The organism is Microbacterium sp. AK009 (assembly GCF_013410955.1).
GTDB lineage: Bacteria > Actinomycetota > Actinomycetes > Actinomycetales > Microbacteriaceae > Microbacterium.
This window is the reverse complement of record NZ_JACCCG010000004.1, coordinates 246456-269239: the sequence shown is the minus strand read 5'-3', so window position 1 is coordinate 269239 and position 22784 is coordinate 246456. Positions and strand designations below refer to the sequence as shown.

Annotated in this window: 26 protein-coding genes, 1 tRNA gene and 1 other RNA gene; 17 read left to right on the top strand and 11 right to left on the bottom strand. The window is 68.9% G+C overall.

The window, feature by feature from the left end:
• Positions 1 to 20 precede the first annotated feature (20 nt).
• The 4 genes from HDC37_RS10400 to HDC37_RS10385 all read right to left on the bottom strand — a co-directional run bounded on the left by HDC37_RS10400 (position 21) and on the right by HDC37_RS10385 (position 1874).
• Positions 21 to 845, bottom strand: coding sequence for a VTT domain-containing protein (locus HDC37_RS10400; RefSeq protein WP_179560524.1), 825 nt, complete (start codon positions 843 to 845; stop codon positions 21 to 23).
• Between the two features lie 30 nt (positions 846 to 875).
• Positions 876 to 957, bottom strand: a tRNA-Leu gene (locus tag HDC37_RS10395).
• A gap of 70 nt (positions 958 to 1027) precedes the next feature.
• On the bottom strand, positions 1028 to 1297 hold the full coding sequence (locus HDC37_RS10390) for a PLDc N-terminal domain-containing protein (RefSeq protein WP_308472171.1): 270 nt from the start codon (positions 1295 to 1297) through the stop codon (positions 1028 to 1030).
• A 94-nt stretch (positions 1298 to 1391) separates the two neighbouring features.
• Positions 1392 to 1874, bottom strand: coding sequence for a universal stress protein (locus HDC37_RS10385; RefSeq protein ID WP_179560326.1), 483 nt, complete (start codon positions 1872 to 1874; stop codon positions 1392 to 1394).
• A 115-nt stretch (positions 1875 to 1989) separates the two neighbouring features.
• Here HDC37_RS10385 and HDC37_RS10380 point away from each other — a divergent pair, with 115 nt between their 5' ends.
• The 7 genes from HDC37_RS10380 to HDC37_RS10350 all read left to right on the top strand — a co-directional run bounded on the left by HDC37_RS10380 (position 1990) and on the right by HDC37_RS10350 (position 6568).
• The gene (locus HDC37_RS10380; protein ID WP_179560325.1) at positions 1990 to 3147 is read left to right on the top strand and encodes a CpaF family protein; all 1158 of its coding nucleotides are present in this window, start codon (positions 1990 to 1992) and stop codon (positions 3145 to 3147) included.
• Positions 3144 to 4007 carry a type II secretion system F family protein gene (locus HDC37_RS10375; RefSeq protein WP_179560324.1) on the top strand — a complete coding sequence of 288 codons (864 nt, stop codon included), beginning with the start codon at positions 3144 to 3146 and terminating at the stop codon, positions 4005 to 4007. The genes HDC37_RS10380 and HDC37_RS10375 overlap by 4 nt, the downstream gene beginning before the upstream one ends.
• A complete protein-coding gene (locus HDC37_RS10370; RefSeq protein WP_179560323.1) occupies positions 4004 to 4936 on the top strand; it encodes a type II secretion system F family protein in 933 nt (310 codons plus the stop codon). The genes HDC37_RS10375 and HDC37_RS10370 overlap by 4 nt, the downstream gene beginning before the upstream one ends.
• Before the next feature lie 62 nt (positions 4937 to 4998).
• A complete protein-coding gene (locus HDC37_RS10365; RefSeq protein ID WP_179560322.1) occupies positions 4999 to 5199 on the top strand; it encodes a hypothetical protein in 201 nt (66 codons plus the stop codon).
• 103 nt (positions 5200 to 5302) lie between these two features.
• Positions 5303 to 5629 carry a hypothetical protein gene (locus HDC37_RS10360; protein WP_179560522.1) on the top strand — a complete coding sequence of 109 codons (327 nt, stop codon included), beginning with the start codon at positions 5303 to 5305 and terminating at the stop codon, positions 5627 to 5629.
• A complete protein-coding gene (locus tag HDC37_RS10355; protein WP_179560321.1) occupies positions 5604 to 6083 on the top strand; it encodes a TadE family protein in 480 nt (159 codons plus the stop codon). Before HDC37_RS10360 ends, HDC37_RS10355 begins: the two co-directional genes overlap by 26 nt.
• Positions 6080 to 6568, top strand: a complete 489-nt coding sequence (locus HDC37_RS10350; protein WP_179560320.1) for a pilus assembly protein TadG-related protein — start codon at positions 6080 to 6082, stop codon at positions 6566 to 6568. Before HDC37_RS10355 ends, HDC37_RS10350 begins: the two co-directional genes overlap by 4 nt.
• A gap of 17 nt (positions 6569 to 6585) precedes the next feature.
• On the opposite strand, the gene HDC37_RS10345 is transcribed toward HDC37_RS10350, so the two are convergent.
• Both HDC37_RS10345 and HDC37_RS10340 read right to left on the bottom strand, forming a co-directional pair.
• Entirely contained in the window at positions 6586 to 6975 is a 390-nt protein-coding gene (locus HDC37_RS10345) for a DUF1304 domain-containing protein (protein ID WP_179560319.1), read from the bottom strand.
• Positions 6976 to 7005: 30 nt separating this feature from the next.
• Entirely contained in the window at positions 7006 to 8337 is a 1332-nt protein-coding gene (locus HDC37_RS10340; RefSeq protein ID WP_179560318.1) for an MFS transporter, read from the bottom strand.
• A 20-nt stretch (positions 8338 to 8357) separates the two neighbouring features.
• Between HDC37_RS10340 and prfB the strand changes: the two genes are divergently transcribed.
• The 4 genes from prfB (at position 8358) to smpB (ending at position 12077) form a co-directional block, all read left to right on the top strand.
• Positions 8358 to 9470, top strand: a complete 1113-nt coding sequence (gene prfB, locus HDC37_RS10335; RefSeq protein WP_179560317.1) for a peptide chain release factor 2 — start codon at positions 8358 to 8360, stop codon at positions 9468 to 9470.
• A 65-nt stretch (positions 9471 to 9535) separates the two neighbouring features.
• Entirely contained in the window at positions 9536 to 10609 is a 1074-nt protein-coding gene (ftsE, locus tag HDC37_RS10330; protein WP_179560316.1) for a cell division ATP-binding protein FtsE, read from the top strand.
• Positions 10606 to 11520, top strand: coding sequence for a permease-like cell division protein FtsX (ftsX, locus tag HDC37_RS10325; RefSeq protein ID WP_179560315.1), 915 nt, complete (start codon positions 10606 to 10608; stop codon positions 11518 to 11520). Before ftsE ends, ftsX begins: the two co-directional genes overlap by 4 nt.
• A gap of 80 nt (positions 11521 to 11600) precedes the next feature.
• Complete coding sequence (smpB, locus tag HDC37_RS10320) at positions 11601 to 12077, top strand: SsrA-binding protein SmpB (RefSeq protein ID WP_179560314.1); 477 nt, start codon at positions 11601 to 11603, stop codon at positions 12075 to 12077.
• 3 nt (positions 12078 to 12080) lie between these two features.
• Here the strand turns inward: smpB and HDC37_RS10315 are convergent, their stop codons facing one another.
• Entirely contained in the window at positions 12081 to 12749 is a 669-nt protein-coding gene (locus HDC37_RS10315) for an SIMPL domain-containing protein (protein WP_179560313.1), read from the bottom strand.
• Positions 12750 to 12873: 124 nt separating this feature from the next.
• On the opposite strand from HDC37_RS10315, the gene HDC37_RS10310 reads away from it, so the two are divergent.
• The 5 genes from HDC37_RS10310 to ssrA all read left to right on the top strand — a co-directional run bounded on the left by HDC37_RS10310 (position 12874) and on the right by ssrA (position 16264).
• A complete protein-coding gene (locus tag HDC37_RS10310) occupies positions 12874 to 13698 on the top strand; it encodes a DUF4397 domain-containing protein (protein ID WP_179560312.1) in 825 nt (274 codons plus the stop codon).
• Positions 13699 to 13718: 20 nt separating this feature from the next.
• On the top strand, positions 13719 to 14357 hold the full coding sequence (locus HDC37_RS10305) for a class F sortase (RefSeq protein ID WP_179560311.1): 639 nt from the start codon (positions 13719 to 13721) through the stop codon (positions 14355 to 14357).
• An 8-nt stretch (positions 14358 to 14365) separates the two neighbouring features.
• Positions 14366 to 14944: an RNA polymerase sigma factor gene (locus HDC37_RS10300; protein WP_179560310.1), complete on the top strand. Its 579-nt coding sequence runs from the start codon at positions 14366 to 14368 to the stop codon at positions 14942 to 14944.
• Entirely contained in the window at positions 14931 to 15737 is an 807-nt protein-coding gene (locus HDC37_RS10295) for an anti-sigma factor (protein WP_179560309.1), read from the top strand. Before HDC37_RS10300 ends, HDC37_RS10295 begins: the two co-directional genes overlap by 14 nt.
• Before the next feature lie 158 nt (positions 15738 to 15895).
• Positions 15896 to 16264, top strand: a transfer-messenger RNA (tmRNA) gene (gene ssrA, locus HDC37_RS10290).
• A gap of 279 nt (positions 16265 to 16543) precedes the next feature.
• On the opposite strand, the gene HDC37_RS10285 is transcribed toward ssrA, so the two are convergent.
• From HDC37_RS10285 to HDC37_RS10270, 4 genes are read right to left on the bottom strand one after another with little or no spacing between them, the layout of a single operon-like run.
• Positions 16544 to 18238 (bottom strand): glycoside hydrolase family 13 protein, encoded by a 1695-nt coding sequence (locus HDC37_RS10285; RefSeq protein WP_179560308.1) that lies wholly within the window; start codon positions 18236 to 18238, stop codon positions 16544 to 16546.
• A gap of 44 nt (positions 18239 to 18282) precedes the next feature.
• Positions 18283 to 19227, bottom strand: coding sequence for a carbohydrate ABC transporter permease (locus HDC37_RS10280; RefSeq protein WP_179560307.1), 945 nt, complete (start codon positions 19225 to 19227; stop codon positions 18283 to 18285).
• Positions 19224 to 20135: a carbohydrate ABC transporter permease gene (locus HDC37_RS10275; RefSeq protein ID WP_179560306.1), complete on the bottom strand. Its 912-nt coding sequence runs from the start codon at positions 20133 to 20135 to the stop codon at positions 19224 to 19226. Before HDC37_RS10275 ends, HDC37_RS10280 begins: the two co-directional genes overlap by 4 nt.
• Positions 20132 to 21442, bottom strand: coding sequence for an extracellular solute-binding protein (locus HDC37_RS10270; protein ID WP_179560305.1), 1311 nt, complete (start codon positions 21440 to 21442; stop codon positions 20132 to 20134). The genes HDC37_RS10275 and HDC37_RS10270 overlap by 4 nt, the downstream gene beginning before the upstream one ends.
• Before the next feature lie 111 nt (positions 21443 to 21553).
• Between HDC37_RS10270 and HDC37_RS10265 the strand changes: the two genes are divergently transcribed.
• Positions 21554 to 22768 carry an ROK family protein gene (locus tag HDC37_RS10265; protein WP_257021427.1) on the top strand — a complete coding sequence of 405 codons (1215 nt, stop codon included), beginning with the start codon at positions 21554 to 21556 and terminating at the stop codon, positions 22766 to 22768.
• The last annotated feature ends 16 nt before the right edge of the window (positions 22769 to 22784 follow it).

The following is a 22784-nucleotide window of genomic DNA, read 5'->3' as shown; positions in this document are numbered from 1 at the left end:
GTCTCGTCCCGCGGCGACCCTCAGACGTCGCCGTTCGTGTCCGAGCGGTGCTCGGGACCGCGCCGGAAGACGTCGGGGTCAAGCACGAGCTGTCGCGCCTCCACGGCGTCGGTGTCGGTGTCCTCACCTGCCGCCGCGGCCTTCTTCGCCTTCCGGCGCTCGGCGAGGTAGTGCCAGACGATGAAGATCACGGTGCCGCCGACCGCGACCAGCAGGATGACGTCGATGTAGTCGGTCACGAACTGGCCGACCCCGGGGATGAACCCGATCCCGTATCCGATCATCGTCAGACCGAAGCCCCAGATGACCGCGCCGATGAAGTTGTAGAGCGTGTAGCGGTGCCAGGGCATGTGTCCCACGCCGGCCGCGACGGGTGCGAAGGTGCGCACGATCGGCACGAACCGGGCGAGGATGATGGTGAGGCCGCCCCATCGCTCGAAGAAGGCGTTGGTGCGCTCGACGTTGCGGCGGCTGAAGACGCCGGACTCCTTGCGCTCGAACACCGCCGGCCCGCCCTTGTGTCCGATGAGGTACCCGACCTCACCGCCGACGAACGCCGCGAGACCGATCAGGAGAGCCACCCACCACGCGCTGATGCCGAACACACCGTTGGGTGCCACGTCGGAGGGGTGGGAGAGCAGACCCGCCATGATCAGCAGGGTGTCGCCAGGCAGCAGGAACCCGACGAGCAGACCGGTCTCGGCGAACACGATGAAGCAGACCACGGCGAGAGCCCAGGGTCCCGCCGCCGCGATGATCGCTGCGGGATCGAGCCAGGGGATGAGAGCGGTGGGAACGGTGTACACGGAAGTCCCGTCGGGTCGTCGGCGGCGGCAAGAATGCATCATCCCGCCGGGCGACGGACAGGACGCGCGTGCGGAAGGTGGGACTTGAACCCACACGCCCGGAGGCACAGGAACCTAAATCCTGCGTGTCTGCCAGTTTCACCACTCCCGCGGGTGGGTTCAGTCTAGGCGAGCGGTTCCCGCGCGAGCATGGGGATAACCCGAGAGCTCCAGCCCTTGCGTCAGCGCTTGATGCCGAAGAGGAAGTACGCCGCCGGCCCGATCCAATTGACCAGGATGACGGGTATCCACACGGGCTTCGGGCCGGTGACCTGCCTGCTGTCTCGATGGGCGAGGTCCCAGAACGCCAGGAACGCGAACGCGGCCTGCACGACACCGAGGAGTCCGAGAGCCGTGCGGACGACAGGGGCGGCGGTGGTGGCCGCCGCAGCGCCCTTGGCAGCACCGCTCAGCACGGCGGAACGATCGGAGGGTTCACTCGGTGTGATCACAGAAGCACTCTCTCATCTCGACGTGGCACGGTCCAGACCCGTCCCGACCGGCTGCAGCGGGGGATGATGCGGAATCGGATGCGTTCTGGCGACGTCACCGCCGCGCACTGTGCGGCACGCTCGGCTCGTCGGCGGAGACAGGTGACACGCGGGGATGGACGACGAGGACCGGACAGTGGGCGTGCTCGGCGCAGGCGGCGCTGACCGAGCCGAGGAGAAGACCGGCGAACCCCCCGAGGCCCCGGCTGCCCAGAACGAGCATGGCGGCCGACCTGCTGAGGTCGATGAGCGTAGGGGCGGCCGCACCGGCGAGGACCCGCTTCCCGATGTGCGCCGGCGGGTTCTCGCCGAAGACCTGCCGGACGGCGTCGTCGAGGATCGTCGTCGCGTCGTCCTGGGGCGACCATGCGGAGATGAACGCCGGGTCGCTGTAGGGCGGGTAGCTCCAGGTGATGACGGCGTCGAGGGGCGCGTGCAGGGCGTCTGCCAACCGGGACGCGTAGCGCAGGGCTTCGATCGACGACGGTGAGCCGTCGACCGCCGCGATGACCAGGTCGTGTTCGCGATCTGTCGTCATCTCGCCAGCCTGGCGGCTGCGGAGAAGGGCGGGCGGGACCAACGTCACACCGCGTGGGCGAAGGGGCTGTGGATAACATCCGGCCACGATCCAGGCGCTTTGCAAGGATGCTCCGGTGACCTCCGCCGCACGTCTCGACGACGCTCCGACCAGCGTCGTCGTGGCCCGCGTGCGCGACCGGCTGCGGGCGCAGAGCGCGGATCCGGCGAAGGACCCGGATGCGGCGGCGCGGATCGCCGCCGACGAGGTGCGCCGCCACAACGATTACGCCCTGGCCCGCGGGCTCGCCACCATCGACGACGAGTCCGGCGCCGTCCGCGACGTGGTCGCGCAGGTCACCGGCTACGGCCCCCTGCAGGCCTATCTCGACGATCCCGGCGTCGAAGAGCTTTGGATCAACGCTCCCGACCGCGTGTACGTCGCCCGGGGAGGGGTGCCCGAGCGGGTCCCCCTCCACCTCACCGACACGGCTGTCCGAGACCTGGTGGAACGGATGCTGCACGCCACGGGTCGCAGGGTCGACCTCAGCCAGCCCTTCGTCGATGCGTCTCTCCCCGACGGCAGTCGCCTCCACGTCGTCATCCCCGACATCACGCGACGGCACTGGGCTGTCAACATCCGGAAGTTCCTCCCGGCCTATCGCGATCTGGACGCGCTCGTCGAGGTCGGCTCCCTCGCGCCTCAGGCGGCGGATCTGCTCCGGCGGGCGATGGGCGAGGGGCGGAGCGTCCTGGTGTCGGGGGCCACCCACGCCGGCAAGACGACGCTGCTCGGCGCGCTGGTCGCCGCGAGCCCCCGAGCGCACCGCATCGTCACGGTGGAGGAGACATTCGAGCTGGCGGTGTCGGCCCCCGACCTCGTGGCGATGCAGGGCCGACAGCCGAGCCTGGAGGGGACGGGCGAGGTGACGCTTCGCCGACTCGTCAAAGAGGCCTTGCGCATGCGACCCGATCGCATCGTCGTCGGCGAGGTGCGCGACGCCGAAGCGCTCGACCTGCTCCTCGCGCTCAACACCGGCGTCCCCGGGGCAGCGACCATTCACGCGAACTCCGCGCGGGAGGCGTTGGTGAAACTCTCGACGCTCCCGCTTCTGGCGGGCCGCAACATCGACGCGGCATTCGTGGTCCCCGCCGTCGCGCAGGGCGTCGACCTCGTCGTCCACTGCGAGCGCGCCGTGGACGGACGCCGTCGCGTGGGAGAGATCGTCGAGCCCACCGGTGTCCGCGACGGTGTGATCGAGTCACGCGTTCTGTACCGGGCGGGCCAGCGGTGACGCTCCTCTGGGGTGGCGTGCTCGCCGCCGGGATCCTGCTCGCACTGTCGCCCTGGCTCTGGCCCGCCACCGGCGAGAGGCGACCGGCCGCCGCGGCGAAGGGCAGCCGAATGACCGAGCTCCTGCGGGAGGCCGGGTTCGCGCGCGTGACTCCGCTCGCGCTCGCCCTGGCCGCGGTGCTGCTCGCCGTCGTCGTCGCGGCGACGGCCTTCCTCGTCACAACCGTGCTGCCGCTGGCGCTGGTGGCCTTCGCCGGAGCGGCGATCGCCCCGTACTGGTGGGTGCGGGGTCGGCGCGACCGACTGAGGAAGACCCGGCGGTCGCTGTGGCCCGACGTGTGCGACCTCCTCGTCGCGTCGGTGAGGGCGGGCATGTCGCTCCCCGACGCGGCGGCGAGCCTGGCCGATTCGGCTCCGCTCGCGCTCCGTCCGAGCTTCCGCGGCTTCGCCCGGGATCTGGCGGCGTCGGGGCACTTCGACTCGGCGATGCTCGCGCTCAAGGACCGCCTCGCCGACCCCGTGGCGGATCGGGTCATCGAAACCCTTCGCATGGCCCGTCAGGTGGGCGGCACCGAGCTGACCACCGTTCTGCGGGCCCTGTCGGCGTCGGTTCGCTCCGATGCGGCGATTCGCGCCGAGATCGACGCGCGTCAGTCGTGGATCCGCGGCGCTGCCGTCCTGGGTGTCGCGGCTCCGTGGATCATCCTGGCCCTTCTGGCGCTTCGCCCGGAAGGCGCCGCCGCCTATGCCACCGCGGAGGGGATGGTCTTGATCGTCGGCGGTGCGGTCGTGTCGGTGATCGCCTTCCGCATCATGCTGCGCATCGGCCGCCTTCCGGAGGCAAGGAGGTGGGCGCGGTGAGCCCTGTCACTCTGACGGACGCGTCCCTTGCGGTGGTGCTCGGCGTCGCTCTCGGGGCAGGCGTCCTGCTCCTTCTCTCCCGTGCCCCTCGCTGGCGATCTGCCTCGCTCAGCCGGCGCATCGCCCCATACATCCGCGATGTCACCGATCCGATCGGCGCGACTCCGCTCACGGCGGGATTCGGAGAGGATCTCGCGGTGACCTGGCAGCGGCTACGGGACACGATCGCTGCGCGTCTGGCCGGTTCGGTCTCGGTGGACCGACGACTTCGTCAGGCGGCGTGGACCATCGACGTCGCCGCCTTTCGCGGACGTCAGCTCGGCGTGGCGCTCGCGGGGCTCACGGTCGGCGCGGTGGTCGTCGTGGTGCTCGTCCTCACCGGCCGCGGATCGCCCGCGGTAGGGCTGCTCCCGCCGCTCTTCGCGACCGTCGGGGCCGTCGCATGCAATCTGCAGCTGTCACGGGCCGCACGGCAGCGACGCGCCCGGATCGAGGAGGAACTCCCTACCGTGTTGGAGTTCCTCGCTCTGTGTCTGTCTGCCGGTGAAGGCATCCTCGACGCGCTGCGTCGAGTCGGTGAGCTGCCGGGCGGAGAGGTGACCGCCGAGCTGCGCGGCGCGGTCGTCGCCGTGGGAACCGGATCATCGCTCTCGGACGCCCTCACGGATCTGGCCGAGCGAGTGGAGTCACCGGCTGTCTCGCGCGCGGTCGATCACCTCGTTGCCGCCATCGACCGTGGTGCGCCGCTTGCTCACGTTCTTCACGCACAGGCGCTGGACGCCCGCGAAGACGCCAAGCGCTCGCTCATCGAACGGGCGGGGCGCAACGAGATCGCCATGCTCGTGCCTTTGGTCTTCCTCATCCTGCCGCTGAGCGTGCTCTTCGCCGTGTTCCCCGGCATCTTCCTCTTGCGACTGGGAATCGGATGACCGGCACCCACCTCAGCACCCGGTACGACAGGGCAGGTTGCCCCCGACGAAAGGAGAACGGCATGCGCGAGCTCGTGAGCCGGAACTGGACCCGCGCGCGGACGGCGTTCGGCGATGTGATCGCCGATGACCGCGGCGACGTGCCCGGCTGGGTGCTCATCACCCTCATGACCGCAGGACTCGTCGTGGTGATCTGGGCCCTCGCCGGTCCGGCGCTGGCGGGACTCTTCGAGCAGGCCATCGAGCGCGTCTCGGGCTTCTGAGGTGCCGGTGGCGCCCGGCATCCACCGCCTGATCCGTGCGGTCGAAGTGGATGCCGCCGACGACCGTGGATCCGCGCCCGTGGAGTTCGTCCTCGTCGGTGTGATGCTGACGGCGCTCACGCTCGGCGTTCTGCAACTCGGACTCGGCATTTACGTCCGCAACGTGGTGCACGATGCGGCAGTCGAAGGCGCCTATCACGCGGCTCTCGCCGACACGTCCCTCGCGGACGGGGCCGACCGCACGTCGCAGATCGTCTCCCGCACCGTCGGTGCGGCGTACGCCGACCAGGTGGTCGCCACCGAGACTGCCTCCTTCGGCTACCCGGCCGTGGAGGTCACCGTGCGTGCTCCACTTCCCGTGATCGGTCTGATCGGTCTTCCCGGATCGATGGAGGTGAGCGCCCATGCACCCGTGGAATCCCTCGATTGAGGGGGCGGACACCGACGTCGACCCGGACGACCGCGGCTCTGCTGCGTTGGAGTTCATCGTCGTCGGCCTGCTCCTCCTCGTCCCGCTCGTGTACGTCGTCGTGACGCTCGGCATCATCCAGGGCCAGGCCCTCGGAGTGGAAGCCGGTGCCCGTCATGTCGCGCGCGCTGTGGCGGGCGCGAGCGACGCCACCGACGCCGATCGACGTGCCGGACGGGTTCTCGCCTCCGTCGCGGCGGAGTACGGCATCGATCCCGGTCGCCTTGATCTTTCGCTCGCGTGCGCTCCGGCGGGAACCGCGTGCCCCCGGGCGGGGGCGACGCTGCTCGTGAGTGTGCGCAGCTCGGTCGCGCTGCCGCTGGTGCCGCCGGTGTTCGGCCTGGACCGGGCCGCCGTCATCCCGGTCGAGGCGACGGCAGCTCAGCGGGTCTCCCGATTCTGGGAGGGCGGATGACACGTCGCGGCCGAGGCGCCCCCGCCGCGCCGGATGACACCGCCGCGCCGGATCACACCGACGCGCCGGACGACACCGCCGCGCCGGACGACACCGGCAGCGTCCTGCTCCTCACGCTCGGCTACGCCATCCTCGCGCTCGTGGTCGTCTTCGTCTGCGTCGACGCGACAAGTCTCTATCTCGCGCAGAAGCGGGTCGACGCGGCGGCCGATGCCGCGGCCCTCGCAGGTGCGGACGGCTTCGAGCTGGTGATCGACGACGGCGAACCGCGTGCCCTCCTGACCGACGATGACGTCGGGGAACTCGCCACCGCGCTCGTGGGACAGTGGGGCGGTGATCTGCGGGTCGTCGCCGCGAGTACACCCGACGGCACCTCCGCCCGGGTGACGGTCGCGGGCACGTGGCGGCCGCCGATCGCGGCGCTCTTCGTCCCCGAGGGCGTGGCGCTCGAGGCCACGGCCACCAGCCGCACCGCGCTGCGCTGACGAGAAAGCCGCCGGCGTCAGGCGGCCAGTCCGATCGCGAGCGCGATGACCGCGATCAACGGCGGCACCGCCTGGATGGCGGCGGGTCGCACCATGCGCCGGTTCGACAGGATGAGCACGAGGCCGGCGGCGACCATCGACCCGGTCCCCGCGAACACGAGAGTCGCGCCGACCGTGGTGGCGCCGGCGGTCACGAGCACGATGCCGAGAAGCGCCGACACGGCGAGGAACAGGTTGTAGAACCCCTGGTTGAACGCCAACGCCTTCGTCACCTGCGCCTCCTCGAGGCTGCGCACGCCGAAGGTCCTCCGCGTGCGGGCGCTGGTCCAGGTCAGCGACTCCAGGACGAAGATGTAGACGTGGATGAGCGCAGCGATCGCTGCGAAGACGAGCCCTGCGACGACCATGACCAGAGCGTACGCCCGGCCGGTGTCTCATCAGGGGCGCGGCACGAACCGCGGCACCCACCGGGCGAAGGCCCCCGCACCGACGAAGCCGACGACGCCGATCACCGCCGCCGCGACCGACAGCGACGCCACTGCCGCGATCGCCGACACGGCGAGAGGGGCCAGGGCGCCCCCGGCATCGGTCAGTGTGCGCCACGAGCCGAGGAAGGGCGCAGGATCGTCGGGCGGTGCCGCGTCGGCGCCCAGGGTGAGGAGGATCCCGCTGGAGAGTCCGTTCCCGACTCCCAGCACGGCCCCGAACATCGCGAACCACATGTCCGCCGAAGCCACATCATGGGTGAACGCGAGGGCCAGGAAGCCCGCCCCCATGAGGATCATCGCCGGAAGCGCGGCCCACAGCCGACCGAACCGATCCATCACCTGGCCACTGGCGTAGAAGAGCGCGAAGTCGATCGCGCCCGACACTCCCACCACGAGGGCGATCGTCTGCGCGTCGAGGCCGATGGAGACGCCCCAGAGCGGGAGGACGACCTGGCGGGCCGAGCGCACGGCGGAGAGGGATGCTGCGGCGACCCCCAGCCGCGACAGCACAGCGCGGTGCCGCCACATCGTGCGGAAGACGCCGTCGCGTGGCGGACGTCGCCCGAGGACCGGCACCGATCCCGTGGTGACCGGCTCGCCGGTGTCGGTCTCGCCGTCCTGGCTGTCCCGGACGCCCGAAGCGGAGCCCGCGGCATCCCGTCTGTCCCGGCCGGTGATCAGGGTCCTTTCGGGATCGGGGCCCAAGAGGACCAGCGCGATGACCGCGACGAGGCACGCGCCAAAGAACCAGATGCTCGCCGTCTCGTCGCCGAAGAGCGTGAGGAGTCCCGCCGAGAGGAAAGGGCCCACGAACATCCCGAGCCGGAAGGTTCCCCCCAGAAGCGACAGCGCCCGTGCCCGGAACCACAGCGGCACGCGGGTGGTCATGAAGGAGTGACGGGCAAGACCGAAGGCCGCCGCGCAGAAGCCGATGAGGAAGACCGATGCGGCGAACACCCCGAGCCCCGGCGCGAACACCATGCCCACCACGCCGAGGAGGGAGAGCACACCCGCGATCGCCATGGTGAGGCGCTCGCCGATGCGGGCGACGGCGTAGCCCGCGGGGATGTTGCCGCACAGCTGACCGACGACGAGCGCGGACGCCACCAGTGCAGCCGTGGCGATGTCGGCACCCAGGCGCGCGGCGATCACGGGGATGAGCGGCAGGATCGCCCCCTCGCCCAGGGCGAACAGGAGCGTCGGACCGTAGATCATCGGCGCGAAGCGGCCGAGCACCGCCGCCGCGCCGGGGGAGCGAGGCGGAGGATCTGACACGATCATCCACGTTAGTCTGGACTGTCATGCTCGAATTCGATCCCTCCGAAGACATCAAGGCCCTCCGGTCGACGTTCTCCGACATCAAGGCCGTCGTGGATGTCGACGCCCTGGAGGCCGAGATCGCGCGCCTCAGCGACGAAGCCGGCGCCCCCGATCTGTGGGACGACGTCGACAAGGCGCAGAAGGTCACCAGCGCCCTCAGCCACCGCCAGAGCGAGCTGAAGCGCATCACCGACATCGAACGGCGCCTCGACGACCTCGAGGTCCTGGTCGAGCTCGCCAACGAGATGGAGGACGAGGACTCCGCGGAGGAGGCTCGTCACGAGATCGCCGAGCTCGAAGACGTCATCGGGCAGCTCGAGGTGCAGACGCTCCTGGACGGGGAGTACGACGACCGTTCCGCCGTCGTCACGATCCGCTCCGGCGCCGGCGGTGACGACGCCACCGACTTCGCCGAGATGCTCATGCGCATGTACCTGCGGTGGGCGGAGCGCCACAAGTATCCCGTGAAGGTCATGGACACCTCCTACGCCGAGGGTGCCGGCATCAAGTCGGCGACCTTCGAGATCGACGCGCCCTACGCCTACGGCACGCTGTCCGTCGAGGCGGGGACCCACCGCCTCGCGCGGATCAGTCCGTTCGGCGCGGCGGACAAGCGGCAGACCTCGTTCGCCGCCGTCGAGGTGATCCCGGTGATGGAGGAGGCCGTGGAGGTCGACATCCCCGAGGGCGACATCCGCGTCGACGTCTTCCGCTCGTCCGGCCCCGGTGGGCAGTCGGTGAACACGACCGACTCGGCGGTGCGCATCACGCACCTCCCGACGGGGATCGTCGTGTCGATGCAGAACGAGAAGTCGCAGATCCAGAACCGCGCCGCCGCGATGCGCGTGCTCCAGACGCGCCTGCTGCTGCTCAAGCGCGAGGAGGAGGCCGCGAAGAAGAAGGAGCTCGCGGGAACCATCACCGCCAGCTGGGGCGACCAGATGCGCTCGTACTTCCTCTACGGCCAGCAGCTGGTGAAAGACCTGCGCACCGGCCACGAGGTCGGAAACCCGGCGCCGGTGTTCGACGGCGACATCGACGGCTTCATCGCCGCCGGTATCCGCTGGCGCAAGCGCAAGGACGACGACGACTGACGGATGACGCCGCGCCGGGTGTCGTTCGGCGCCTCCGACGCGCCGCCGCTTAGGCTCGTCACGCCATGATCCGGTTCGAGAACGTCACGAAGCACTATCGCGGCACCTCCCGGCCCGCCCTGAACAAGGTGGACTTTGAGGTGCTCCGCGGCGAATTCGTCTTCCTCGTGGGCGCGTCGGGCTCGGGCAAGTCCTCGTGCCTCCGGCTGATCCTGCGTGAGGACGTGCCGAGCGACGGTCGCGTGGTGGTGCTGGGCCGCGATGTGCGCACGCTCTCCAATCGCAAGGTGCCGTACTTCCGCCGTCACATCGGGGCGGTGTTCCAGGACTTCCGGCTGCTGCCGTCCAAGACGGTGTTCCAGAATGTCGCGTTCACCCTGCAGGTGATCGGGTCATCTCGTGCGTTCATCCAGCAGGCGGTTCCCGAGGTTCTGTCCCTCGTCGGCCTCGCCGGCAAGGAGAAGCGGTTCCCGCACGAGCTCTCCGGCGGCGAGCAGCAGCGCGTGGCGATCGCCCGGGCGCTGGCCAATCGGCCTCAGGTCCTGCTGGCCGACGAGCCCACCGGGAACCTCGACCCCGCCACATCCGTGGACATCATGCAGCTGCTTGCCCGCATCAACGCCAACGGCACCACGGTGGTCATGGCAACGCACGAGGCGGGTTTCGTCGACCAGATGAAGCGACGCGTGATCGAGCTGAAGAACGGCGAGATGGTCCGCGACGAACGCCACGGCGGGTACGGGGACACCTCGGCGATTCCGAGTCTCGCTCCCGAGCCCGAGCGGGGGGCCGCCGCGGTCGCCGCTCTCACGGCCGTGCTCGAACTCCAGCGCGAAGCGGCGGCGATGGCCGGAACGAGCCTTCCGCCCGAGTCCGAGGCGCCGCCATGGGCGGGCGAAGCCCGCGAGCCGGCCCGCGAGCCGGCCCCAGAGCCGGCGACGGTGGCCGCCGGCGCCCAGCCACGGGAGCAGGAGCACGCCGCGTCCGTCGCGGCCGCGCCCCAGGGCATCACGCGGCCGCAGACGCAGCCGGTGCCCGTGCAGGACATCCCCGAAGTCGAGGTCGCCGAGCTCGGCGTCGCCGATCGACTCGGTCTGGGTCGTCGCGACCGGGACGACGAAGTCGGGCCGACCTCGTGAGGGTCGGTCTGGTACTGGCCGAGGCGTTCACGGGACTTCGTCGGAACGCCTCGATGGTCATCTCTGTGGTGCTCGTCACATTCGTCTCGCTCACCTTCGTCGGCGCGGCGATCCTCATGCAGATGCAGATCGGCAAGATGGAGAACTTCTGGGCCGACCGGGCGCAGGTCGCGATCAGCATGTGCACCTCCGTGTCGACGCAGGAAGGCACCTGTGCCGGCGGTGTCGCGACGGCCGAGCAGATCGCCGCCGTCCAGACGCAGCTGGACAGTCCGGCGATCGCGCCGCTCATCGATGCGGTGCGCTTCGAGAATCGTGACGAAGCCTACGAGAACGTCATCGACCTGCTCGGCGAGGACTACGCCAGCGTCATCACCCCCGATCAGCTGAACGAGACCTTCCGGATCAACCTCGTCGACCACCGCCGCTCGGATGTCATCATCGAGGCGTTCCAGGGCATGGAGGGCGTCGAAGTCGTCGAAGATCAGCTGCAGTACCTCGATCCCCTCTTCTCGGCGTTGACCGTCGCCACCTACATCGCGGTGGGCATCGCCGGACTGATGCTGATCGCCGCGGTCCTCCTCATCGCCACCACGATCCGACTCTCGGCCTTCGCACGGCGCCGTGAGCTCGGGATCATGCGCATGGTCGGAGCATCGAACCGCTTCATCCAGACTCCCTTCGTCCTGGAAGGTGTCTTCGCAGCCCTCATCGGCTCCATCCTCGCGAGTGTCACGGTCGTCCTGGGCCTGCATTTCGGCGTCGAGGAGCTGCGCGGACGCGTGCAATTCGTCACGACGTGGGTCGACGGCGCCGACGTCGCCGTCGTGATCCCCGTGATCGTCGCCATCGGCGTGGTCCTCGCTGCGCTGTCGGCGAGCTTCGCCATCCGCCGGTGGCTGCGGACCTGACCGCTTGCTAGACTGGCGGGCTGCCGTGCGCGATTCCGGAGGACCGGATGCCGCCGCGCGGCCTGAAGGAGGATGCAGCCATGGCACGCGAACGCGGTGAGAAGGTCATCGCGACGAACCGTCGCGCGCGCCACGACTACCTCATCGACAAGACCTATGAGGCGGGACTCGTCCTCACCGGCACCGAGGTGAAGTCGCTGCGTCAGGGACGCGCGAACCTGACCGACGGCTACGCCTACATAGACGGCGGGGAGGCCTTCCTCGACGCCGTCCACATCCCCGAATACTCCCAGGGGCACTGGACCAATCACGCGGCCAAGCGCACGCGCAAGCTGCTCCTGCACAAGGACGAGATCGTCAAGCTCTCCCACGCCGTCTCCGCGGGCGGGTACACGCTGGTTCCGCTGCGCCTGTACTTCTCCGACGGACGCGCCAAGGTCGAGATCGCCGTGGCCAAGGGCAAGCGTGAATTCGACAAGCGCCAGACCCTCCGCGAGCGCCAGGACCGTCGCGAGGCGGAGCGGGCGATGCGAACCCGCAACCGTCTCGGCGAGTGAGCGTCACCGAGCGACGAATCGCGCGTCGACGGTCGCGCTGACGACGACATCCGCGGGCTGGAGCCGGATATCGGCCCCGCCCGCGTCACCGGCGAACGCGGCGCGGGCCATCAGCGGTCGAGCCGATTCACCGCGCGCCCCCCGATCGTCAGTCAGCATCCCGGCATCCGCGATCTCGACGGCGGTCACATCCGACAGCCCGAGCGCGCGGGCATAGGCCGTCGCACGTTCGACGGCGACGGTGACCGCCTCGGCGGCCACCGAGCGTTCCACAGCGGCTCGTGTCAGGGGGGAGAGTCGCCAGTCGACTCCCGTGAACTGCACACCGTCGCGCTCGATGACCTCGCTCGCCCACGCGGACAGGGCGTCGAAGTCGGTGAAGATCGCCGACATGTTCACCGACGCGTGGTGGACGGGAGCCAGACGCCTTCCCTCGGCGTTCCACGGTCGCTCGGACCACACCGACACGCTGTCGCTGGACCACTGCGCGACACGTCCTTCGGTGTGCGCCTCCTCGAGCTCGTCGCGCAGCGGCGCGCTCCACGCGGAGATGTCTGCGACCACTCGCTCGCGGGTCGCGCCTTCGGCGCGGACCACGAGAGTGGCCACGGCCTCCTCAGGGGCCACCCGGGCCACGTGTTCCCCATGCACCGTCACGACGACCTCACTCATGAGGGCGACTCTACGACGCCGATTCGGAAAAATCTCATGCGGGTGCATCCAAACGGCGGTGGCGCCGAGAAGTACTTCATGAAAGGCGGTGAACCTCACTGCCACTCACCCCAGGAGGATCTTCATGCGCAAGACCATGGTTGCCGGCCTCACGGTCGGCGTCGTCGCGGCACTGGGCCTTGCCCTTCCCGCGAACGCAAGCACGAGCGGCGAGGCTCAGCTTTCGGTGCTGCACGGCATCCCGGACACTCCCGTCGACGTCTACGTCAACGGCGAATTGACCCTCGACGACTTCCAGCCCGGCGACCTCGCCGGCCCGCTGGCACTCCCGGCGGACAGCTACGACATCGCGCTCACGGCGACGGACGCCGCTGACGCGAGCGCCCCCATCCTTCAGACCTCGGTGACGCTGGACGCCGGTGTGAACTACACCGCCACCGCCAACCTGAACGAGGCGGGCGAGCCCGCGCTCAACGCCTTCGTCAACGACACCGCGCAGACCGCTGCGGGCGAGGGCCGTCTGACGGTCCGTCACGTCGCCGCGGCACCCGCCGTCGACATCCTCGCGGGCGGCTCCCCGGTCGTCGAGGACCTGACGAACCCGAACGAGGCCACCCTGAACCTCCCGGCGGGCACGGTCTCGGCTGCGGTCGCCCTTGCGGGCACCACTGACCCGGTCATCGGTCCGGCGGACGTCAACGTCGCCGAGGGCACGCTGACCATCGTCTACGCGTGGGGCTCGGCTGAGGCCGGCAACCTCGCTCTCGCCGTGCAGACCATCGAGGGCCTGCACGGTGGCCCCTCGGGCGGCGTCCCGTCGGGCGCCGGTGGCCAGCTGGCCGCGCAGGACACGCTCGTGCAGGGTGCGTGGCTCGCTGCCGGCCTCCTCGTCGCCTTGGGTGTCGCCGGTGGCACCTTGGTCGTTGTCCGCGCCCGCAGCGGTCGCTGATCGGCGAGGATAGAAGGACGATGAGGGCGAGGCGAGCGGTACCCCTGGTGGCACTGCTCGTCCTCGCCCTCACCGGCTGCGGCACCCCGGTCGAATCGGCGCCGCAGCCGGCCACCTCGCTTCCCGCCCCGGAGATCTCCGCACCGGCACCGACCCCCTCGGTGGAGATCCCCGTGGCCCCGGCCACACCGCCGCCGGCCGCCGTCGTCCCGGCGCCGGTGCGAGTATCGGTGGCGGACGCAGGGATCGACGTTCCCGTGATCCCCGTCGGGGTGGACGCCAACGATGCGATGGAGCTTCCCGAAGACCCCGCCGTGGCCGGATGGTATCGCTTCGGTCCTGGACCCCAGTCGGCGGAGGGACGCACCGTCGTCTCGGCCCATGTCGACATGCCCGGGTACGGGATCGGCCCCTTCAGCCGCATCCGGGATCTGGCTCAGGGAACGGTCATCGAAGTGACCGATGATACGGGCGCGCTCACCCGTTATCGTCTGGATTCGGTCACCTACTACCGGAAAGCCGACCTTCCTGTCGATGACTTGTTCGCCCGGTCCGGTTCGCCCACACTTGTCCTCATCACCTGCGGTGGTCCTTTCGACGCGTCGATCGGGCGCTATCAGGACAATGTGGTGGCCCTCGCCACCCCCATACAGGAGTGAGCGCCACCATGAGTATCGACAATTCGGCGGTCTCGCCGCCGGGAGCGGCCGACGAAGGGGTCGGTGAACGCTTTCGAGACGGGGACGAGCGGGCGCTGGCGGAGATCTACCGGCGCTGGTCGCCGGTGGTGTTCACGCTGGCGCTCCGCTCGCTGGGAGACCGCAGCGACGCCGAAGACGTCACGCAGAAGACATTCGTCTCGGCGTGGGGTTCCCGGGCGAGTTTCGACCCCGGCAAGGCGCGGGTGTCGACGTGGTTGATCGCCATCGCCCGCCGCCGGATCGCCGACACCCACGAGGCGCGCGCACGGATCGGAGCTCTGCAACGAGAGCTCGAGAGGTACGCCGAACCCATGGGTCGTGACGCCCCGGAGGTCGACATCGGCGATACCATCCTTCTCGCCGACGAGATCAGCCGCCTGGAACCCGATGCCCGAGAGGTCGTCAAGCTGGCGTTCTACGACGATCTGACGCACCAGCAGATCGCCTCCCGGCTGAACATGCCACTGGGCACCGTCAAGAGTCACATCCGCCGAAGCCTTACCCGTTTGCGATCCCGATTGGAGGTGAGCCATGCCGCATCTTGAGTCGCATCTCGATCCCGAAGTCCTGACGCTCCTTGCGATCGGAGAGCCGGTGGCGACCGCTGCCGAACAGGATCACCTCAGCACCTGTCCTCGCTGCGCGGTGGAGCTGTCCGCTCTGACCCGCACGGTGGTGGCCGGTCGCTCCACCGTCCTGCTCGAAGACCTCGAAGCCCCGCCCGAGCGCGTGTGGTCACGTATCTCGGAGGAACTCGGATTCACCACGCCGGGAGACATCTCCGGCGTGTCAGCCGCCTCGGAGATCGATCCCGCGGTCGAAGGCGATGTGACGAGCCCCGCCGACGGGGGAGTGGATCGATCACCCGCCGCCTCCGGCGATGCGCCCGTGCCGCCTCGTCGGCGCAGCGGGCTCATCCGCGGACTCTTCGTGCTGGCCGCCAGCGTGGCGGTGCTGGGCGTCGCTGTAGGGGGATGGGCCCTGACGCGCCAGGCGACGGTCGTCGAGTTGGCGTCCGCTGAGCTCGCCGCCTTTCCCGACCACCCCGGCGCCGAGGGGTCTGCGGTGGTCGTGGAGCGCGGAGACGAGACGGTCATCGAGGTGACCCTCGACGCCGATGTCGATCCGGACAGCAATCGCGAAGTGTGGCTGATCACCGAGGATGCCACCGAGATCATCAGCCTCGGCATGCTCGAGGGCCAGACCGGCGAGTTCGTCGTGCCCGACACGATCGATCTGCGTGAGTTCGTCCTCGTGGATGTCTCCGACGAGCCGGTCGACGGCGATCCGACCCACTCCGGAGACTCGATCGTGCGCGGAGCGCTGGACTTCGCCTGACGTGGTGACGGCGCGCGGGGGAGAGGCACCCCGCGCGTCGCCATCCATCGGGGAATGGCGAGACGCCGGCATCCGTTGTATCCTGATGTGCTCGGCGAAACATCGGTCGAGCATGGCAATTCCACAGTGTGACAGCGGCTCCCTCTCGAGGGATCCATGGGGATGATCGGTTTCGACATCGCCTGTGAATCTGCGGGAAGCGGGCCGAGGATGCAGAGTTATCTCGTTAACGATCTCTGCGAACCAACAAGTGCCGAACCTAAGCGCACTGAGTTCGCCCTCGCTGCCTAAGCGAGCCTGAACTCCGTCAGACCGTAGGTGTTCCCGCTACGGATTCTGGCGTCATCTAGGGGACTTGCTGCGTGACGGTGCCTGGACGTCACGCGGGACTCTTCCCAGGCTGGGCCTGTCGACTTAGGTGTCTGTGACAAAGGTCGGGGCCGAGCAGAACGTCTTTACAGACTGCGCCCGGAGAAGACGCAGTATCCCAGCGATGGACGGGGGTTCGATTCCCCCCATCTCCACCAGCGCCGCTGTCACACGAAAGGCCCGGGCCCCGCGATCTCCGCGGGGCCCGGGCCTTTTGCTTGGGGGACGGCGTGTTCTCCGACCGCGTCGGGCTCGCTCTCCGTCCGCTTCGAAGCTCAGCCCCGCAGGCGCACGGCGGGTCGTCAGAGCCGGTCACGATCCTCGTCGACGACGCGCGTCACATCCTCATCCCGCGAGAGAGCATCACGGTGCGGCGTGTGCGGCCGGGCGCCGCCCCGCCGGGCTTCCCGCCGGACGCGTCACAGTCGCGCGCGCCGTCAGAGCGCGTCGAACCAGACCGTGGTCTCCCCCGGGAGCAGGCCGTCCTCGATCGGCTCGGATGACAGGACAGGGGTGACGTGCTTCGGCAGCGGGAACGGTTCGGTGCCGAAGTTCGTGATGACGGTCCATCCGTTGGGGCGTCGGAAGTGCAGCACATCGTCACGCCCGGTCTCGACCCATTCCAGGCTCTCGGCGGTCTGCAGGCGTCGCCGCGCGGCGAGAGCGTCGCGGTAGAGGGTGAGCGTCGAGCCCGGGTCATCCGTCTGCTCCGACGCAGCCGACCGCGCGAACCACGCCGGCTGCGGGAGGTGGGGAGAGCTGCCGCCGAAGCCGAAGGACGGCTCGTGGGCCGACCACGGAAGGGGTACGCGACATCCGTCCCGACCGACGTCTTCGCCGGGGCTCCGGAAGAACGTGGGGTCCTGCCTTCGGGAATCGGGGATCTCGGCGACCTCGTGCAGACCCAGCTCCTCGCCCTGGTAGATGTAGGCGGACCCGGGAAGGCCGAGCACGAAGAGGATCGCGGCGCGCGCCCGGCGCAACCCCCGCTCGCGGTCGAGCACGGGCGTCCGGCCGCCGGAGAGCAGCCACTCGTTGCCGTGCTTGCGCACCGGTCGACCGTCCTCGCCGCGTTCGGCGTCGGGGAGGCCGTAGCGCGTGGCGTGGCGGACGACATCGTGATTGGACAGCACCCAGGTGGTCGACGAGCCCGATTCCGCCGCCAGCAGCAGATTCGAGCCGACGATACGGCTGAACTGCCCCGCGTCGAAATCGGCTTCCAGCAGGTCGAAATTGAAGGCCTGGCCGAGACTCTCCGCCCGGGCGTAGAGCGGGATGCGCACGGGATCGACCCAGGCCTCGGCGACGGCCGTGCGAGGTGGATCGTACGAGTCGAAGACCGCCCGCCACTCGGCGTAGACCTCGTGCACGTCATCACGGTCGATGAGAGGGTGCTGGCCGTCCCGCGGGAGAGTCTCGAGCTCGGTCCGAGAGGGCAGTGGCTCGGTGAGGTCCTTCGTCAGCATGTGGGCGACATCGATGCGAAACCCGTCGACGCCCCGGTCTGCCCAGAAGCGAAGAGTGCGCACGAAGTCGGCGCGGACCTCGGGGTTGTCCCAGTTGAGGTCGGGCTGCTCGACGGCGAAGTTGTGGAAGTACCACTGGCCGTCTGCGACGCGCTCCCAGGCCGGCCCTCCGAAGACCGAGACCCAGTCGGTCGGCGGTTCGGAGCCGTCCGGGCCTGTGCCGTCGCGGAAGATGTACCGATCTCTCGCCGTCGACCCCCGGCCCGCGGCGAGCGCCTCCTGGAACCAGGCGTGCTGGTCGGAGGTGTGGTTGGGGACGATGTCGACGACGATGCGGATGCCCACGGCGTGGAGCGCGTCGACGAGACGGTCGAAGTCGTCGAGGGTTCCCAGCCGCGGGTCGACATCCCGGTAGTCGGCGACGTCGTATCCGCCGTCGGCGAGTTCGGACGGATAGAACGGGCTCAACCAGACCGCGTCGACGCCGAGATCCCTCAGATGATCGACCCGCGAGAGGATGCCGCGGAGATCGCCGATGCCGTCGCCGTCGGCGTCGGCGAAGCTGCGGGGGTAGACCTGGTAGACGACGGCCTGGCGCCACCACTCGGGCAGCTCGAGCTCCTGAGGGTCGGCGGTCTGGACGGCGGGGCTGCCGGCGGATGTCACGAGGAGGGGTTTCCTTTCAGCGGATCGGATCGGATGGGGGCGGGTCAGCCCTTGACCGCACCCTGCGTCACGCCTGCCATGACCCAGCGCTGGGTGAACAGATAGGCGATGATCGCCGGGGCCATGGCCATCAGATACGACGCGAAGGCGACGTTGTAGTTGTTGCTGAACTGGTTCTGGAAGAGGTTCTGCCGCACCGGGAGGGTCTGCAGGTTCGGGTCGGAGATGATCAGCGAGGGCATCATGAAGTCATTCCACGCGTAGAGGAAAGCGAAGATGCCCACGGTGGCGCTCATCGGTGCCAGAAGCGGGAAGATGAGCTTCCAGAATGTCTGCCAGGTGCTGGCGCCGTCGATGCGGGCGCTCTCCTCCAGCTCGTAGGGGATGGATCGCAGGAACGCGGTGAACAGCAGAACGCTGAAGCTCAGCTGGAACATCGTGGCCAGCAGAACCACGCCCAGGGGATTGTCCAGGCCCACGCGTCCGGTCAGCTGGATCTGCGGGAGAGCCACCACGGGGAAGGGAATGAACATCGCCGCGAGCAGGTAGAAGAACGAGTACCGGAACAGCCGTCGGTCCCAGTTGCGCACGATCGCGTACGAGGCGAAGGCGGCGAGGATGATGGTGAGGATCACCGTTCCGGCGGTGACGAAGAGCGACACCGCTGCTCCCACGGGGAAGCGGGTGAGGGTCCAGGCTTCGACGAAGCCGTCGAAGCTGAAGGGCGCGGGCAGCGAGAAGGCATTCCCGTCGACGGCCTGTCCCGAGGTCTTCAGCGACATCGAAATGGTGACGTACAGCGGCAGCAGCACGGTGACCGCGCAGAGGATGAGGATCACCGTCGTCGACCAGTTGACACGTTCCTGGCCGACGCGGCCTCGGGATCTGGGCTTCGGTCCTTCGTCGGCGGAGTGGGCCTTCCGATTCTCCCGATCGGCGATGAGCTCGCCCTCGGCGGTCTCGGCGGACAGGGCGGGTTGCGTGGTCATCGGAAGACCTTCCTTCCGCGGGTGAGGGAGAGTTGGAGGACGGAGATGAGCACGGCGACGATGAAGAAGATGGTCGCGTTGGCCATCTGGTAGGCGTAGTCGCCGCTGTTGAAGCCGAAGATGATGCTCATCGCGATGCTGCGGGTCGCCGTTCCCGGCCCGCCGTTGGTGAGGCCCACGATGACGTCGTACGCGTTGAGGAAGTTCTTGAATCCGAGGATCACATTGATCACGACGTAGCCTGCGACCAGCGGCACCGTGATGCGAAGGAGCTGCTGGCGCTTGTTGGCGCCGTCGATGTCGGCCGCTTCGTAGACGTCACCGGGAACCGACAGGAGCCCGGCGATGTAGATGAGGAGCGTGCCGGGGATCGCCTGCCACGCGGTCACGATGACGATCGCGACCCACGCGAGGTCGGGATTGGCGAGCAGGCTCTCCTGCAGCCATCCGATCCCGGTGGCCTGTCCGAGCGAGGGCACGGAGTTGGAGAACAGGAAGTTGAAGACGTAGGCGATGATGATGCCCGAGATCACCATCGGGATGACGAAGATCGTGCGCAGCCCGGTGCGGAACCGGATGCGGGAGGTGAGCCCCACCGCCAGCAGGAACGCCACGATGTTGACGACGATGACCGTCGCCGTGGCGAACCCGAAGGTGAAGAGGTAGCTCTGCAGGATGGCGGGGTCGCTGAAGAGGGCGATGTAGTTGGTCAGGCCGATGAAGTTCCAGGAGCCGATCCCGATGGAGTCGGTGAAGCTGAAGAAGATCCCGACGATCCCCGGCACCGTGATCGCGAGGGTGAACAGCACCACGCTCGGGAGGAGGAACAGATAGTAGATGGGTTCCACTCGCCGCCGGGAGCGGCGGGTCGCCGCCGATCCTGCGACGATCGTCTCGGTGGCGGTCATTGCGTGGCCTCCTCGCCCTGCGCGTCGGTCTCGCTCGAGGGAAGCGGCGAGCGGAAGGCCAGTCGGGCCCAGTCGGTGTCCATCGTCCGCAGCGTCGCCTCGGTGTCGGCGCCGAGAGCCAGAGCCTGCGCGTAGCTGAAGACCGGGATGGTTCTCGGGACGAGGACGGACGGGCCCTGATAGAACCGCCCCTCCTCGTAGAAGGCGGTCATCCCCTCCACGCGCGGATCACTCGGCGGCGGTGACCCCTCGGTCGGAGCGAATCCCAACTGGGACTCGTTGTATGCCTCGATGTTCTCCGGCTGGAACAGGAATTCCAGGAAGTCACGAGCAGCCTCCTGGTGGCGCGACTCCTCGGGGATCATCGCGGCGAGGTCGGTGTTCACGCGGACCTTCAGATCAGCGGGGTCGTCGGTCATCGGCAGCGGGAAGGTTCCGAGGTCGAGATCAGGGTCGGTCTTGGCGATCTCGGCGAGCGCCCACGGGCCCTGGAGGTACATCGCCGCCTCGCCGGAGGCGAACGCCAGATTCCCGTCGTTGTAGCCGCGAGAGTCGGCATCGCCGTTGGTGTAGGCCGTGAGCTCGGCCATCTTCTCCAGAGGCTCGGCGAACTGGTCCTGGAACGACACCGTCGATGCAGCGCCGACATCGGCGCCCTCCTCGGCGAGCTCATTGAAGAAGTCGACGACCTCGATCGAGCCGCCGATGGCGTAGTCGTACCAGCCCTGGGCGACCGTCCAGTCATCCTTGAAGGTGGCGTAGAACGGCGTGACACCGGCGGCTTCGAGCGCGTCGCAGACGGCGATGAGCTCATCCCATGTCTGTGGGACCTCGAGTCCGTTCTCCTCGAAGATCGCACGGTTGTAGATGACCGACGATGCCATGATCGAATAGGGCAGGGCGCTGGTCCGACCCTCGCACGAACCGTACTGCGCCATCAGCACGTCGAGGTCGTCTCGGATGGTCGATGCCGCCTCCGTGCCGGAGAGGTCGGAGAGAGCGCATCGATCGACGAAACGTGCGACTTCGTAGTTGTAGTTGGCCAGCATGATGTCGGGCGGGTTGCCGCGGACGAAGCTGGCGGACACCACGTCGACACCCGAGGTGTCCATCTCGACCCGAACCTGGTCCTGGGAGCTGTTGTAGTCCGACACCAGCTGGTTCATGAAGTCGAGGGCTTCCCTCTTGCTGAACGTGAAGCGGATGGTCTCGCGTCCGTCGGCAGAGCACCCGGCGAGCAGGGCGCCGGCGAGGGCGAGGAGGGAGAGCGTCGCGGCAGCGCGACGAGCAGGGTTTCCAGGAGGCACGTCATCGTCCTTCGTCAGAGTTGTCACTCACTTGCTCGCGGCATTAAATTTACGCCGCGAATCAAGTTCCTGGCATCCATAATGCAAAGGAACGCAAGAAAGGTCAACCCCTTGTCATACCCGGGTGTCGTCCCCCTCCCGCCGCGGCGAGCGAGCCTGCTCGGTGTCATCGGATACGCCTGGGACGCGGAGGTCTTCACCGCCACGGACGTGATGGAGAACGTCGCGGTGACGCGGTCGACGGCGATCGACGTGATCGACGAGCTCGTCGCCCGCGGGCTCATCGTCGAGCTTCCCAACGCACGCGCCGTCGGCGACTACCGCAAGGGTCGTCCCGCGCGTCGGTTCGCCTTCCGTCAGGATGCCGCGTTCGTCGTGGGACTCGACGCGGGGCGTGGGCATCTGACCGTGACGGTGTCGGACCTCCGGGGGACGACCCGTGCGGTGGAGCATCTCGTCGTCGACGCCGACGACGATGCGCCCGAGGTCAGACGCGGCGCGGCCGTCCGTGCCGTCGATCGCGCACTCGAGATCGCCGGTGTGGCCCGGGACGAGGTGGCGGCGATGGGCGTGGGACTCCCTGCGCCCGTCGACGCGCGGGGCGAGTCTCCGACCGACCGGTCCGAGTTCTGGACACGGATGAACCCCGGATTCGCGAGACTCTTCCGTGAGTGGTTTCCCATGGTGAAGGTCGCCAACGACGCGTCATTGGCCTCGGTCGCCGAGCGGACGCTGGGGGCGGCGCGCGGATGCGATGACTTCGTGGTCCTCCTCGCCGGGGAGCGCCTGGGCGCCGGCGTCTGGGTCGACGGGCGACTGCTCACGGGCGCGCACGGCGGCGCCGGCGAGATGGTCGCGTTCGATCATGTCCGGGGCGTCGACAGTGCGTGGGGGTTCGGGCACCGGGCCGTCGAGCTCGCGCGCGATGCGGTGGCCACGGGTGCGCTTCCGGCCTCGAGCATCCTGCACCGGATGTCGCCTGCCGACATCGAGGGGAGGGACGTCTTCGCCGCGGCGGCCCTCGGTGATCCCGGTGCCCGGCTGATCACCGACGAGATCGGCGGGTCGCTCGCGGTCATCGCGGGTGTCTTCGGGAGTCTGTTCGACACCCGGCTGCTGATCGTCTCCGGCGCCGTCGCCGACGGCGCGGCGCCGCTCATCGAGGCGGCCCGAGGCGCGGTGGCCGATACGCTTGATCTCCCCGCGCCTGAGATCGTCGCCTCCGCGCTCGGGGCCGACATCGTTTCGCTCGGAGCCGTGTGCGCCGCGGTACAGGAGGCACGACGCGGCATTCTGGACCTTCCCCGGTTCGCCCTGTCTGCGTGATCGCGCCGCCGGCGCT